14 protein-coding genes are annotated in these 14,700 nt (G+C 61.0%); 1 reads left to right on the top strand and 13 read right to left on the bottom strand.

Annotated features, from left to right (window positions below):
- Window positions 1-4: 4 nt before the first annotated feature.
- From odhB to sdhC, 6 genes are all read right to left on the bottom strand, one after another.
- The gene (odhB, locus tag OZ911_RS19975) at window positions 5-1,225 is read right to left on the bottom strand and encodes a 2-oxoglutarate dehydrogenase complex dihydrolipoyllysine-residue succinyltransferase (protein WP_016488279.1); all 1,221 of its coding nucleotides are present in this window, start codon (window positions 1,223-1,225) and stop codon (window positions 5-7) included.
- 42 nt (window positions 1,226-1,267) lie between these two features.
- A complete protein-coding gene (locus tag OZ911_RS19980) occupies window positions 1,268-4,099 on the bottom strand; it encodes a 2-oxoglutarate dehydrogenase E1 component (protein WP_016488280.1) in 2,832 nt (943 codons plus the stop codon).
- A gap of 245 nt (window positions 4,100-4,344) precedes the next feature.
- On the bottom strand, window positions 4,345-5,049 hold the full coding sequence (locus OZ911_RS19985) for a succinate dehydrogenase iron-sulfur subunit (RefSeq protein ID WP_008091906.1): 705 nt from the start codon (window positions 5,047-5,049) through the stop codon (window positions 4,345-4,347).
- A gap of 11 nt (window positions 5,050-5,060) precedes the next feature.
- A complete protein-coding gene (gene sdhA / locus OZ911_RS19990; RefSeq protein ID WP_016488281.1) occupies window positions 5,061-6,833 on the bottom strand; it encodes a succinate dehydrogenase flavoprotein subunit in 1,773 nt (590 codons plus the stop codon).
- 3 nt (window positions 6,834-6,836) lie between these two features.
- Window positions 6,837-7,205 (bottom strand): succinate dehydrogenase, hydrophobic membrane anchor protein, encoded by a 369-nt coding sequence (gene sdhD, locus OZ911_RS19995; RefSeq protein WP_003254214.1) that lies wholly within the window; start codon window positions 7,203-7,205, stop codon window positions 6,837-6,839.
- Window positions 7,199-7,585 (bottom strand): succinate dehydrogenase, cytochrome b556 subunit, encoded by a 387-nt coding sequence (gene sdhC, locus OZ911_RS20000; RefSeq protein ID WP_008091902.1) that lies wholly within the window; start codon window positions 7,583-7,585, stop codon window positions 7,199-7,201. The genes sdhD and sdhC overlap by 7 nt, the downstream gene beginning before the upstream one ends.
- 352 nt (window positions 7,586-7,937) lie before the next feature.
- On the opposite strand from sdhC, the gene gltA reads away from it, so the two are divergent.
- Window positions 7,938-9,227 carry a citrate synthase gene (gene gltA, locus OZ911_RS20005; protein ID WP_016488282.1) on the top strand — a complete coding sequence of 430 codons (1,290 nt, stop codon included), beginning with the start codon at window positions 7,938-7,940 and terminating at the stop codon, window positions 9,225-9,227.
- Between the two features lie 103 nt (window positions 9,228-9,330).
- On the opposite strand, the gene OZ911_RS20010 is transcribed toward gltA, so the two are convergent.
- The 7 genes from OZ911_RS20010 to OZ911_RS20040 all read right to left on the bottom strand — a co-directional run bounded on the left by OZ911_RS20010 (window position 9,331) and on the right by OZ911_RS20040 (window position 14,676).
- Complete coding sequence (locus tag OZ911_RS20010; protein WP_031312010.1) at window positions 9,331-9,936, bottom strand: START domain-containing protein; 606 nt, start codon at window positions 9,934-9,936, stop codon at window positions 9,331-9,333.
- A gap of 33 nt (window positions 9,937-9,969) precedes the next feature.
- Complete coding sequence (locus OZ911_RS20015; protein WP_009684718.1) at window positions 9,970-10,224, bottom strand: YkgJ family cysteine cluster protein; 255 nt, start codon at window positions 10,222-10,224, stop codon at window positions 9,970-9,972.
- A 129-nt stretch (window positions 10,225-10,353) separates the two neighbouring features.
- Window positions 10,354-10,833 (bottom strand): hypothetical protein, encoded by a 480-nt coding sequence (locus OZ911_RS20020; protein WP_016488284.1) that lies wholly within the window; start codon window positions 10,831-10,833, stop codon window positions 10,354-10,356.
- A 64-nt stretch (window positions 10,834-10,897) separates the two neighbouring features.
- Complete coding sequence (locus OZ911_RS20025) at window positions 10,898-12,340, bottom strand: aminotransferase-like domain-containing protein (RefSeq protein ID WP_016488285.1); 1,443 nt, start codon at window positions 12,338-12,340, stop codon at window positions 10,898-10,900.
- A gap of 342 nt (window positions 12,341-12,682) precedes the next feature.
- Window positions 12,683-13,495 (bottom strand): OmpA family protein, encoded by an 813-nt coding sequence (locus OZ911_RS20030; RefSeq protein ID WP_016488286.1) that lies wholly within the window; start codon window positions 13,493-13,495, stop codon window positions 12,683-12,685.
- Window positions 13,492-13,845, bottom strand: coding sequence for a DUF4398 domain-containing protein (locus OZ911_RS20035; protein WP_016488287.1), 354 nt, complete (start codon window positions 13,843-13,845; stop codon window positions 13,492-13,494). Before OZ911_RS20035 ends, OZ911_RS20030 begins: the two co-directional genes overlap by 4 nt.
- 9 nt (window positions 13,846-13,854) lie before the next feature.
- On the bottom strand, window positions 13,855-14,676 hold the full coding sequence (locus OZ911_RS20040) for a substrate-binding periplasmic protein (RefSeq protein ID WP_023048067.1): 822 nt from the start codon (window positions 14,674-14,676) through the stop codon (window positions 13,855-13,857).
- Between the last annotated feature and the right edge of the window lie 24 nt (window positions 14,677-14,700).

Raw genomic sequence — 14,700 nt, forward strand, 5'->3', positions numbered from 1 at the left:
GCGATTAGATGTCCAGCAGCAGGCGGGACGGATCTTCCAGCAGGTTCTTGATAGTGACCAGGAAGGTTACCGCTTCCTTGCCGTCGATCAGGCGGTGATCGTACGACAGCGCCAGGTACATCATCGGGCGAATCACGACCTGGCCATTGATGGCCATCGGGCGCTGGATAATGTTGTGCATGCCCAGGATGGCGGCCTGCGGCGGGTTGACGATCGGGGTCGACATCATCGAACCGAAGGTACCACCGTTGGTGATGGTGAAGGTGCCACCGGTCATCTCTTCGATGGACAGTTTGCCGTCACGGGCCTTCTTGCCGAAGGTGGCGATGCCGTTCTCGATTTCAGCCAGGCTCATCGACTCGGCGTTACGCAGCACCGGTACCACCAGGCCACGGTCGCTGGACACGGCAACCCCGACGTCGGCGAAGCCGTGGTAGACGATGTCGTTGCCGTCGATCGAGGCGTTGACAGCCGGGAAGCGTTTCAGCGCTTCGGTAGCTGCCTTGACGAAGAACGACATGAAGCCCAGGCGCACGCCGTTGTGGGTCTTCTCGAACAGGTCCTTGTACTTCGAACGCAGGGCCATGACTTCGGTCATGTCCACTTCGTTGAAGGTGGTCAGCATCGCCATGTTGGACTGGGCTTCGACCAGACGCTCGGCGATCTTGGCACGCAGACGGGTCATCGGCACGCGCTTCTCGGTGCGGTCGCCAGCAGCGACGACAACCGGGGCAGCAGCGGCAGCAGCAGGCTTGGCAGCCGGGGCAGCGGCAGGGGCCGACTTCTTGTTGGCAACAGCAGCAACCACGTCTTCCTTGGTGATACGACCGCCTTTACCGGTACCGGCAACAGAGGCCAGGTCGATGCCGTTTTCTTCAGCCAGCTTACGCGCGGCCGGTGCAGCAACCGGGTCATCCTCGCCAGCGTCAGCGGCAGCAGCCGGAGCTGCAGCAGGCGCGGCGGCTGCGGCAGGAGCAGCGGCAGCACCGCCTTCAACGATCGAACCCAGCAATTCGTCGGACAGGACAGTGTCGCCCTCACCCTTGACGATGTCGCCCAGCACGCCATCGGCAGTCGCCAGTACTTCCAGGACAACCTTGTCGGTCTCGATGTCGACGATCAGCTCGTCACGCTTGACGGCTTCGCCCGGCTTCTTGTGCCAGGTGGCAACGGTGCCATCGGCAACCGATTCCGGGAAGGTTGGGGCTTTGATCTCGATAGCCATTATCTGTGTTTCCTTAAATTCGGTTTCAGGTGCGCGAAGGCGTTAGACAGTGAAGGCGTCTTGCAGCAGTTTTTCCTGCTGTTCGGCGTGCTTCGAAGCGTAACCACAGGCGGGTGCGGCAGAAGCGTCGCGACCGGCATATTCCAGGGTCAGAGCCTTGTTGTGGCGGCCCAGGATACGGCGCATGTGGTGCTGACTGCTGTACCAGGCGCCCTGGTTCATCGGCTCTTCCTGGCACCATACGGCGTGCTTGAGGTTGCTGTATTGGGCCAGGATTTCGACCAGGTCGTCCTCCGGGAACGGGTACAGCTGCTCGAGACGCAGGATGGCGATGTCTTCGCGGCCTTCGGCACGGCGTTTTTCCAGCAGGTCGTAGTAGACCTTGCCGCTGCACAGCACCAGGCGCTCGACCTTGGCCGGATCGATTGCGTCGATTTCCGGGATCACGGTCTGGAACGAGCCTTCTGCCAGGTCTTCCAGCGTCGAAACGGCCAGTTTGTGGCGCAGCAGCGACTTCGGCGTCAGGACCACCAGCGGCTTGCGCAGCGGGCGGATGACCTGGCGACGCAGCAGGTGGTAGATCTGTGCCGGGGTAGTGGGTACGCAGACCTGGATGTTGTGCTCGGCGCACAGTTGCAGGTAACGCTCCAGACGCGCGGAGGAGTGCTCCGGGCCCTGCCCTTCGTATCCGTGTGGCAGCAGCATGGTCAGACCGCACAGGCGGCCCCACTTGTGCTCACCGCTGGTGATGAACTGGTCGATCACCACTTGCGCACCGTTGGCGAAGTCGCCGAACTGGGCTTCCCAGATCACCAGCGCGTTTGGCGTGGTGGTGGAGTAGCCGTATTCGAAGGCCAGTACCGCTTCCTCGGACAGGAACGAATCGTACAGGTCGAAACGTGGCTGGCCCGGGAACAGGTTCTGCAGCGGAATGTAGGTGCTGGCGTCCTTCTGGTTGTGCAGCACCGCGTGACGGTGCGAGAAGGTGCCACGGCCGATGTCCTGGCCGGTCATGCGGATCGGGTGACCTTCGAACTGCAGGGTGGCGTAGGCCATGGTCTCTGCATAACCCCAGTTGATCGGCAAGCCGCCGGCCTGCATCTTCTGACGGTCTTCGTAGATCTTCGACACCTGACGCTGGACCACGAAACCTTCCGGCAGCTCGAGCAGCTTGGCCGACAGGTCCTGCAGGGTCTTGAGGTCGAAACGGGTGTCGTGACGCGCGGTCCAGGCGTGACCCAGGTACGGACGCCAGTCGACGAACAGCTCGCGGTTCGGCTCCTTGACCAGGCTTTTTACCACGTGCAGGCCATTGTCCAGCGCGTTGCGGTACTCGTCGACCTTGGCCTGAGCACGCTCGGCGTCGATACGACCGGCCTGGATCAGCGCCTCGGCATACAGCTCACGGGTAGTGCGCTGCTTGCTGATCTGCTGGTACATCAGCGGCTGGGTGCCGTTCGGCTCGTCAGCCTCGTTATGGCCACGACGACGGTAGCAGACCAGGTCGATCACCACGTCACGCTTGAACTGCATGCGGTAGTCGATGGCCAGCTGGGTAACGAACAGCACGGCTTCCGGGTCATCGCCGTTGACGTGCAGGATCGGCGCCTGGATCATCTTGGCAACGTCGGTGGCGTACTCGGTGGAGCGCGCGTCCAGCGGGTTGCTGATGGTGAAACCCACCTGGTTGTTGATCACGATGTGCACGGTACCGCCGGTCTTGAAACCGCGGGTCTGCGACATCTGGAAGGTTTCCATGACCACGCCCTGGCCGGCGAATGCGGCGTCGCCGTGGATCGAGATCGGCAGCACCTTGTCGCCAGCGGTATCGTTGCGGCGGTCCTGACGGGCGCGCACCGAACCCTCGACCACAGGCGAAACGATTTCCAGGTGGGACGGGTTGAACGCCATGGCCAGGTGAACTTCACCACCGGTGGTCATCACGTTCGAGGAGAAGCCCTGGTGATACTTCACGTCACCGGAGCCCAGCTCGTTCATCTTCTTGCCTTCGAACTCGTCGAACAGCTCGCGCGGGTTCTTGCCGAAGGTGTTCACCAGCACGTTCAGACGGCCACGGTGGGCCATGCCGATGACGACTTCCTTGGTGCCGTACGAGCCGGAACGCTGGATCATTTCATCCAGCATCGGGATCAGGCTCTCGCCACCTTCAAGGCCGAAACGCTTGGTGCCCGGATACTTGGTACCCAGGTACTTTTCCAGGCCCTCACCGGCGGTCACGCGCTCCAGCAGGTGCGCCTGCACGTCAGCGGAAAACTCCGGACGGCCGCGTACGCTTTCCAGGCGCTGCTGGAACCAGCTACGCTGCTCGGAATCGACGATGTGGGTGAATTCGGCGCCAATGGTGCGACAATATGTCTTCTGGAGTGCATCGAAGATGTCGCGTAGGCTCGCCTCCTCTTTGCCGATGAACAGGTCGCCGGCACGGAAGGTCGTATCAAGATCGGCATTGGTCAAGCCGTAGTGATTGATCGACAGGTCTACGGGCGCAGGGCGCTGCCACAACCCCAACGGGTCGAGCTTGGCAGCCTGATGGCCGCGCATACGATAGGCCTGGATCAGTCGCAGAACTTCAACCTGCTTCTTCTCGTGTTCACTGCTCACGCTCCCGGCGGATACCGGTTGGGCGCGGCGCTGGTTCTTTGCCAGCAGTACGAAATGGTCGCGGATTGTCGAGTGCGATACATCAGTAGCGGTGCTGCCGTCGGCTGGCAACTTCTGGAAGTAAGTGCGCCACTCTTCTGGCACAGCGTTAGGGTCGTGCAGGTAGAGTTCGTAGAGCTCTTCCACATATGCAGCGTTACCACCTGAAAGGTGGGCGCTATCCCACATGCGCTGCATCACGCTTTCTTGCATGCTTGGTCACCCTCGATTAGGGGACTGATCGGCGAGAGCCACAGCAAACCTGGAAAAGTCCGAATAAAGCGACTGAACCACGCCACTTGGATCCTGCTGATTTTCCGGGTACCAGCCCGGAAAGCCCCTGCTGGTCTCATATCTTCATAGGTATGAACGCGGGCTTTGTGGGCCCTTGTTCGGGTTTTACCTCAGTGCGGGCTCAACACCCGCACCTCGGCTTACTGCAGGTACAACAGGTTGTATCAGGTGCCGCTTTGCAGCAGCATGTTACGTACGTGACCGATTGCCTTGGTCGGGTTCAGACCTTTCGGGCAAACGTTTACGCAGTTCATGATCCCGCGGCAGCGGAATACGCTGAACGGGTCATCCAGGGACGCCAGGCGCTCCTGAGTCTTGGTGTCACGGCTGTCGGCCAGGAAGCGGTAGGCCTGCAACAGTGCGGCGGGGCCCAGGAACTTGTCCGGGTTCCACCAGAACGACGGGCAGGAGGTCGAGCAGCAAGCGCACAGGATGCACTCGTACAGACCGTCCAGCTTGTCACGCTCTTCAGGCGACTGCAGGCGCTCGATGGCCGGGGCCGGCGTGTCGTTCTGCAGGAATGGCTTCACCTTCTCGTACTGCTTGTAGAAGATGCTCATATCGACCACCAGGTCACGAATGACCGGCAGGCCTGGCAGCGGGCGCAGAACCAGCTTGTTGCCTTTGACCACACCCGACAGCGGGGTGATGCAGGCCAGGCCGTTCTTGCCGTTCATGTTCATGCCATCGGAACCGCACACGCCTTCACGGCAGGAGCGACGGTACGAGAAACCCTCGTCCTTTTCCTTGATCAGCGCCAATACATCGAGAACCATCAGGTCCTTGCCACCGGTATCGACGTCGAACGACTCCATCTTGGGCGCCGAGTCGGTGTCGGGGTTGTAACGATAAACTTCGACTTTCAACATAGCAGCCACCCTTAGTAAGTCCGGATTTTTGGCTCGAAGGCCGGTACGGTCTTCGGCGCAAAGTTGACGCCACGCTTGGCAACGCGCTTCTCACCCGGGTAGTACAGGGTGTGGCACAGCCAGTTTTCGTCGTCACGGTCTTCGAAGTCTTCACGGGCGTGAGCGCCGCGGGACTCTTTACGGGCTTCGGCCGCGATGGCGGTAGCTTCGGCGACTTCCAGCAGGTTCTGCAGCTCCAGCGCTTCGATACGCGCGGTGTTGAAGGCCTGGGACTTGTCGTTGATCTTGACGTTGGCGATGCGGTCACGCAGGCCGGCCAGCTGCTCGATACCCTTCAGCATGTATTCGCCAGTACGGAATACACCGAAGTAGTTCTGCATGCAGCTCTGCAGCTCGCGCTTGAGGCTGGCAACGTCTTCGCCAGTGGAGCGCTCGTTGAGCTTGTTCAGGCGGTTCAGGGCAACTTCGATGTCGGTGTCGCTGGCGTCGAGGTGCTCGATACCATCGCTCAGCGCCTTCTCCAGGTGCAGACCGGCTGCACGGCCGAACACCACCAGGTCAAGCAGCGAGTTGCCGCCCAGGCGGTTGGCACCGTGAACCGATACGCACGCCACTTCACCTACGGCGAACAGGCCAGGGATGATGTGATCCTTGCCTTCTTCGTCCATGGTGATGGCCTGGCCATGGATGTTGGTGGCAACGCCACCCATCATGTAGTGGCAGGTCGGAACGACCGGCACCGGCGCGACGACCGGGTCGACGTGGGCGAAGGTCTTGGACAGCTCGCAGATACCTGGCAGGCGGCTGTGCAGCACTTCCTCGCCCAGGTGATCCAGCTTCAGCAGTACGTGGTCCTTGTTCGGGCCCACGCCGTTGCCGGCGATGATTTCCTTGACCATGGAACGGGCAACCACGTCGCGGCCGGCCAGGTCTTTCGCGTTCGGCGCGTAACGCTCCATGAAGCGCTCGCCGTGGGCGTTGATCAGGTAGCCACCCTCACCGCGGCAGCCTTCGGTGACCAGTACACCGGCGCCGGCGATGCCGGTCGGGTGGAACTGCCACATCTCGATGTCCTGCACCGGTACACCGGCACGCAGGGCCATACCGATACCGTCACCGGTATTGATCAGGGCGTTGGTGGTGGAGGCGTAGATACGGCCTGCACCGCCAGTGGCCAGAACGGTGGCCTTGGACTTGATGTACATGGTTTCGCCGGTTTCGATGCAGATCGCGATCACACCGACAAAAGCGCCTTCCTGGTTCTTTACCAGATCAACGGCGTAGTACTCGTTGAGGAAGGTGGTACCGGCTTTCAGGTTGCCCTGGTACAGGGTGTGCAGCAGCGCGTGACCGGTACGGTCGGAAGCGGCACAAGTACGGGCGGCCTGGCCACCTTTACCGAAGTCCTTGGACTGGCCACCGAACGGACGCTGGTAGATACGGCCGGTTTCGGTACGCGAGAACGGCAGGCCCATGTGGTCCAGTTCGAAGACCGCAGCCGGGCCTTCCTGACACATGTATTCGATAGCGTCCTGGTCACCGATGTAGTCGGAACCTTTGACGGTATCGTACATGTGCCAGCGCCAGTCGTCGTTCGGGTCAGCCGAAGCGATGGCGCAGGTGATGCCGCCCTGGGCGGATACAGTGTGCGAGCGGGTCGGGAAGACCTTGGTGACTACGGCAGTCTTGTGGCCGCCTTGAGCCAGTTGCAGCGCAGCACGCATGCCGGCGCCGCCGCCACCGATGATGATGGCGTCGAATGAGATGGTTGGAATGCTAGCCATGGATCAGATACCCCAGAGAATCTGCACACCCCAGACGAAGTAAGCGAACATCGCAACGCCGCATACCGCCTGGAACAGGAAACGAATCGCAGTTGCCGACTTGCCGAACGACATAGGCGTCAGGTAGTCGGTTGCAATGGTCCACATGCCGACCCAGGCGTGAGCGCCCAGGGCAACGAGGGCCAGCAGACTGAAGATCCGCATCGCGTTGTTGGAGAACAGACCATGCCACTGGGTGTAGTCGATGCCTGGGTGGGCGACCACGTAGCCGATCAGGAAGAGGAAGTAAGCCGCGAGAACGACCGCGGAGACGCGTTGCGCCATCCAGTCATAGAGGCCCGAACGCGACAGGTTCGTGACATTGGTTACCATACCCAAACTCCCACCAGAACGATCAGCACCACGGAGATGACAATCACGATTTTCGAGCCCAGCTTGCCGCCTTCCAGCGTCTCACCGATGCCCATGTCCATGATCAGGTGGCGTACACCTGCCACGAGGTGATAAAGCAGGGCGGACAACAGGCCCCAGGTCACGAATTTGGCCAGCGGGCTGGTCAGACACGCCTTCACCTCACCGAAGCCTTCCTCGGAGCCCAACGATTTGCCCAGTGCATAAAGCATGATGGCAAGGCCGATGAACAGGATGACGCCGGAGATACGGTGCAGAATGGACGTGTATGCAGTGACAGGGAGCTTGATGGTCCTTAGGTCTAGGTTTACAGGTCGTTGGCTTTTCACGGCTTTTTTCACACTGAAGAGCCCCTAGCGAATCAGGGCAAAGTTGTTGGTAAGTGTACTGGTCAGGTACCCACCACCCAGGGAACGGCGACCCCCAGCAGTTCGGGCTTGCAAGCCCCTGGCGGTCGGGTGCCGAGTATAGACAGTTAGGCTGCTTATGACAACGTGACGGGGTAGCCCAAATAGCGCATTGCCTTTAACGAACAAAAGGCGTAAATGGGCGAGAATTTCGGGAAAAATCAGGCTTGAATGCCTGATTCAACAAGCCTTTAGGCAAATTGACATCTGAATTTATCCCTCTATAGTGGTGCGGGCCCTGCGTGGGGGGTCTGTCTGATGATTTCAAGCATTAATAGGAGGCCACATGGCTGACAAAAAAGCGCAGTTGGTCATCGAGGGCGCTGCCCCCGTCGAGCTGCCCATTTTAACCGGCACCGTTGGTCCTGATGTAATCGACGTCCGCGGGTTAGGGGCCACTGGTCACTTCACCTTCGACCCCGGTTTCATGGCGACCGCCTCGTGCGAGTCGAAGATCACCTATATTGACGGCGACAAAGGTATCCTGCTGCACCGCGGCTACCCGATCGAGCAACTCGCCGAACAGTCCGACTACCTCGAAACGTGCTACCTGCTGCTCAACGGCGAACTGCCGAATGCCGAGCAGAAGGCCCAGTTCGTCAGCACCGTCAAGAACCACACCATGGTTCACGAGCAGCTGAAGTCCTTCTTCAACGGCTTCCGCCGCGACGCTCACCCGATGGCGGTGATGTGTGGCGTAGTCGGCGCCCTGTCGGCGTTCTATCACGACTCCCTGGACATCAATAACCCGCAACACCGCGAAATTTCCGCGGTGCGCCTGGTCGCCAAGATGCCGACCCTGGCCGCGATGGTTTACAAGTACTCCATGGGCCAGCCGATGATGTACCCGCGCAACGACCTGTCGTACGCGGAAAACTTCCTGCACATGATGTTCAACACCCCGTGCGAGATCAAACCGATCAGCCCGGTGCTGGCCAAGGCAATGGACCGGATCTTCATCCTCCATGCCGACCACGAGCAAAATGCCTCCACCTCTACCGTTCGCCTGGCCGGCTCGTCGGGTGCCAACCCGTTCGCCTGTATCGCCGCCGGTATCGCCGCACTGTGGGGCCCGGCCCATGGCGGTGCGAACGAAGCCGTACTGACCATGCTCGATGAAATCGGCGATGTCTCGAACATCGACACCTTCATCGCCAAGGCCAAGGACAAGAACGACCCGTTCAAGCTGATGGGCTTCGGTCACCGCGTGTACAAGAACCGCGACCCGCGTGCTACCGTCATGAAGCAGACCTGCGACGAAGTCCTGCGCGAGCTGGGCATCAAGAACGACCCGCAGCTGGAACTGGCCATGCGCCTCGAAGAGATCGCCCTGACCGATCCGTACTTCATCGAGCGCTCGCTGTACCCGAACGTCGACTTCTACTCGGGGATCATCCTCAAGGCGATCGGCATTCCGACCAGCATGTTCACCGTGATCTTCGCCCTGGCACGTACTGTCGGCTGGATCTCGCACTGGAAAGAAATGCTCTCCAGCCCGTACAAGATCGGCCGTCCGCGCCAGCTGTACACCGGCGAGCAAAAACGCGATATCACTGCACTGAAAGACCGCAAGTAAGCTTTTCTAGCCGAACGCAAAAGGCTGCCCTCGGGCAGCCTTTTTTCTTCCAGGTCCTGGTGGCCGCAGTTCGACCCTTGCGGGAGCGGCCTTGCGTTAAACCTCAGTTTTTCTCAGCCCGCTCCCGCAGCCCTTTCAGGGTATTGAACGGCGCGTCCACCACGAACTTGTTGGCCACCATCGCCGGCACGCTACCCCCCGGCTCGGTGTGCACCTGGTAGGTCACTTCCGTGCTGTCGCCCTTGGGTACCAGCTTCCAGAAGCCCTCAACCTTGGCCACCCGCACATAGCCCTTCTCTTCCGGCAGATAGGTCGGCTCTTCCTTCAGGTTACGCACCAGGCTGCCGTCCGCTCCCTTGACAGTGGTCACGTGCAGAATCGAATCTCGCGGCGTTACCGGCCAAGGGGTATTGAACTGGGTGTAGGTCCAGCTCTGATCACCTTCGTGCTTGAGCAGCTTCTGCGACTTGCACTCATGAATCCATGCGCAGGCCCCGGCCACGTCTTCCTGCAACGCCTGCACCTTGGCCAGCGGCGCCTTGATTACGGTGACGCCCTGATAAGCCTTGTACTTGGACCCGGCCACTTCACTGAGGGATACCTTGATGCCCTCCTCGTCCTTGGCCACCTGCCAGTTTTCGGCCCAGGCCGCAGGCGACAGCAGAACACCCACGCCACACAGCAGTGCAATTCGCTTGAACGATCTCATCATGTTTATCCTTGTTGTCGAAGATCCAGCCTGTCACGCCGCCGTCATCTGCTCCCACCAGCCAAGAATCCTGATTGCCTCATCACGGTCACTGCCGCACACCTCGACATCTGCCTTGAAGCCGCCACATACCGCCGGCCGCTCGGGCTTGCCGAACAGGTCGCACAGGTTGGCAGCCGTCAGGTGCAGGCAGCGCTCACCAGCCGGCTTGCCATTGGGCATGCGCGGCATCGCAGACGTGATGGACGGGGCGATGCAGCAAGCACCACAGCCTTCACGGCAGTTCATGGCTATTCACCAAAATCAGGACTCCCTGGAACAAAACGGGACGAACGTCCCTGGATAGTAACCGCTCAAACAGGCGTTTGAAATTGCTGGCACGATGAAATCTGCCGTGACCCGGCAGTCAGTTCCCGGCTACTGCCGATACTCGAAATCGATCGCCGCCCCCTCCACGTCATGACGGCTGTCATTACGCAACTGCAGCTGCATTTCGTTATTGATAAGCCGGCCATTGAGCTGGAACGGGCTGTCATTGGTTTCGGGCTTTTCGGTGAACATCGGCGGCAGCAAAGGTTTGCGCCGCTGGATGGGCGACGGGGTACCCACATCCGGCTCAAGGGTATTGACCATATCGACTGGCAGGCTGAGGTCCAGCTTTGCCTTGGGCAGTGGTTTGGCAACCGCTTTACTGACGGGTTTGTGCGCCTTGGTCTTGCTGTTGCCGGTTTTTTTCACCACCTGCTTCGGCGCGGGCTTGGCTGCCACTTTTTTTTGCACGGGCTTGCTCTGGGCTGCCTGCGCCGGTTGCGCCGGCTGCGCAGCCAAGGTTGGACCGCCCGGGTAGCAGAGCGGTGCAAGACACAAGATCAGGGCAAAACGGCGCAAAGCATTCATGGCAAATGGACAGATTGGCAAGAAAGGTGCGTATGCTCCATGTTCCACAAGCGCCTGGCAAGCCTTACAAAAGTGTGAGCGCAGGCTCCCTGCACAACTGCTGAGCCAGCAAACCCAGCGTCATCACTGCCCGCTCGGCCTCCTTGTTCCACGGGATGCCGCAATTAAGGCGAATGCAGTGATTGAACTGTTCTGTGTTACTGAATATTAACCCCGGCGCAATGCTGATGCCCTGCTCCAGCGCCCGCACATGCAGCTCCTGGGTATTGACCCGCCCGGGCAAGCTTATCCAGAGGATGAAACCGCCCGTCGGCCGAGTCATCTGGGTACCCTCCGGGAAGTGCTGCTGCACCGCCAACTGGTAGGCGCTGAGGTTCTTGCGATACTCCTGGCGTATGTAACGCAGGTGCCGGTCGTAGCCGCCATTTTCCAGGTAGGCCGCCACGCCCATCTGCGTCACGCTGCAGGCCGAATGAGTGGTGAAGGTCTGCAGGCGCTGTATCTCGTCCTGATAGCGCCCGGCGATCATCCAGCCAACGCGCACACCAGGGGACAAGGTTTTGGAGAAACTTGAACAGTAGATCACCCGGTCCAGCCGGTCGAATGCCTTCAGCGCCTTGGTCTTGCCTTGCTCGAACATCAACTCGCCATAGATGTCGTCCTCGACGATCTGGATGTCGAAGTCCGACGCCAGGCGCAGCAACTGCTTCTGCCGCTCTTCAGGAACAGTGCCGCCCAACGGGTTGCTCAGGCGGGCGGTCAGCACCAGGGCCTTGATCGACCACTGGTTGGCCGCCAGTTGCAAGGCTTCAAGGCTGATGCCGGTGGACGGGTCACTGGGGATTTCGATCACTTTCAGGCCCAGCAGGTCGGCCAGTTGCAGCAAGCCGTAATACGTCGGCGACTCGGCCGCAATCAGATCGCCCGGGCGGGTCAGCACGCGCAATGACATTTGCAGGGCATCGACGCAGCCATGGGTCACGATCACTTCACGGGGGTCGACCAGCACGCCAGCATCGCGCATGCGAATGGCGATCTGCCGGCGCAACGGCTCAAAGCCGGGGCTGAACATGTAGCTGAACGCGCGCGGGCTGTGAAAGCGGGTGACCTTGGCAATTTGCTGATGCAGGGCACGGACCGGCAGGTAGTCGACATGCGGCACCGCAGCACCAAACGGGAACACGCCATCACGGCGCGCCTCGGTCAGCACTTGCTGGATGATGCTGGCGCGGGTGACCAGACCGGGGCGCTCCACCCGGGCAATGTCCGGCGTTTGCGCAGTCAGGGCCGGCGTCTGGTGCACGTAGTAGCCCGACTGCGGCCGCGCGCGGATAAGCCCTTGGTCTTCGAGGTTGGCATAAGCCTGCAGCACCGTGGCATGGCTGACATTGAGCTGGGCACTCATCTTGCGCACGGAGGGTACACGCTCGCCTGGCTGGTAGACACCGCGACGGATGTCATCGGCCAGTTGCTGGGCGATACGCTGGTACAGCAGCAGGTTGGTCATGGCGGCAGGCTCGTTGTTCTTGTGCGGCTCAGTGACGGTAGAGGATACCGTAACAGTTGCAAAGTGTACTGGGACAGAATGCAACATAGTCGACAATACAACAGCGTGACAGCTATCGAAACGACGAAGCCGACAAAAAGCGGGGCTGCCTGGCGGCCCCCCCCCGGCAATCCAGCCTCCTTTCAACAAAAACATGGCTTTTGATCTGGCAGGGACCTTGTGGGAGCGGGCTTGCCCCGCGAACACCGGAAAAGCCGGTGCCATGCACCGCGCGCCCCCCTTCGCGGGACAAGCCCGCTCCCACAATGACGCCTGACACGCATTCCCTGTGGGAGCTGTAACTCAGCGCGCCGGCGCGAGCTTGCCTTTGTCGTCGGAGAAGACGATCTCCACCCGGCGGTTCTGCGCCCTGCCCCGCTCAGAGGCATTGGCCTCGATCGGGTACTGGTCGCCATAGCCCTCGACCTGCAGGCGCTTTTCGTCGATGCCAAGGTCCACCAGCATGTCGGCCACGGCCTGCGCCCGGTCACGGGACAGGTTCAGGTTGTCCTCGGCGGCGCCAGTGCTGTCGGTATAACCCTCGATACGCACCACCCGTCGCGGGTTCAGCTGAAGGAACTGCACCAGTTTGAGTACGGTACGGCTGGCCGAGTTTTTCAGGTCGGCACGCCCAGTATCGAACAGCACGTCACCCAGGGTCATCACCAGGCCACGGTCGGCTTGCTCCGAAGCCAGCGCCGCGATCTGCGACTCGACCCACTTGCCCTGCTGCTGCACGCTGGCCAGCTTGGCCTCGCGCAAAGCCAGCTGCAGGCGCTGACGCTCGAGGTCAAGCTTGGCCTGGCGCTCCTGGTTCAGCGCCAGCTTGGCATGCTCACTGGCAATCTCGCTGTAACGCTGGCTCAGGTAAGCGTAATGACGCACATCGGAACCGGTGCCGATGTAGCTGGACAGGCGCTCGGCACGGGCCAGCGACTCGCCCGCGCGGATCACGTCACGCGGCGCACTGCGCAGCACATCGGAATCATCCTTGACCTTGGCGAAAGTGGCACTGGCTTCCTCCAGCGCTGCAGAGCTGCGTTGGCTGGCGCAACCTTGCAAGGCTGCTGCCAGCGCCAGCAACGCCAACGCGGCCAATGGCGTACGGCGGATCATGGCTGCACCTCCAGCTGCTTGCGCAAGCGCTTGACCCGCGACTGCAGCAGCTGCAACTGCTCTTCGCTCTTCTGGTTCAGCACCTGGGCCTCGGCCAGGCGAGCATCCAGTTCGGCCTGCTCGGCGCGCATGCGCGCATCGCGGTAATCTTCGGTCAGCATGTTGGTCTTGGCCCGGGCCAGCTTGTCTTCAGCCATCTTCAGCGTCTCGACCTGCTCGGTGGCACCTACGGCCCTGGCCTGCTCCAGTGCCTGTTCGGAAATGCGCATCTGCTCGTCAGGGGCCGGATCATTGGCGCAGCCAGCCAGGCCGAGCACGGCCAAGGCAAGGATTAGTGGTTGGGTTCTCACGCAATCTTCCTAGTGTTTGGGGGCGTCCGCCGGCACCTGCAATTGCGCTTTCCAGCGCTCGACATTTCGTTGCAGGACGGCCTCGGACGCACCGGAGATCGGCAATTCTGTCAGTTTTTTTGCCAATTGCCCACGCAACCAGCTGTCATTGCATGCCGAGTTGTGGGAAAGGGCCAAATACAGACCTGGCCGGTCCACCGGCAGGCCGCGGGCGATCAGGTCATTGTTCATGCCCAGGCTCTGGGCCATGGCCATGCCCGAATAGCGGCCGGCGAGCACATAATCCACTTGGCCAAGCACCAGCTTCTGGAATGCCTGGGTCAGGTTCTGCGCCGGCACCAGCTTCAGCTGGGCCTTGGCAAACGCGGTAAAGGCCGGGGTCAGGCGCGCGCGTTCGGACAAGCTGCCCTGGTATTTGGCCAGGTCCGCCGGGCCATCGAACGTCAACTCGGCGTCATGGCGTGTCCACACCAGGTATTCGTTGAGCTGAAGGGGTGGGTGGATGTAGTCCAGCGCGGTGAGCTGTTCGACCTGCATGGGTGTATCGAGCAGCAGGTCCATACGCCCGCTGCGCACCTCTTCCAGGGCCTGGTCGCGACGGCCGGCATTCAGCACCTCCACCTTCACGCCCAGCTCGCCAGCCACCTGGCGCAACAGGTCCACGTTGGCACCGATCAAATGTTTCGGGTCTTTCGGGTCCTGCCAAGAGTAGGGCGGCGCATCGGGGCTGCCGGTTGCCACCAGGCGCTCACACTTGCCTGCTGCCATGGCCAGCGGCGACGCCAACGCCGCCATGCATACCAGCGCCCTGCCCGTTCCGCGCAACGTCATCCCTCACTCCTCAACCCATAAAAA

This window comes from Pseudomonas fortuita (genome assembly GCF_026898135.2).
Lineage (GTDB): Bacteria > Pseudomonadota > Gammaproteobacteria > Pseudomonadales > Pseudomonadaceae > Aquipseudomonas > Aquipseudomonas fortuita.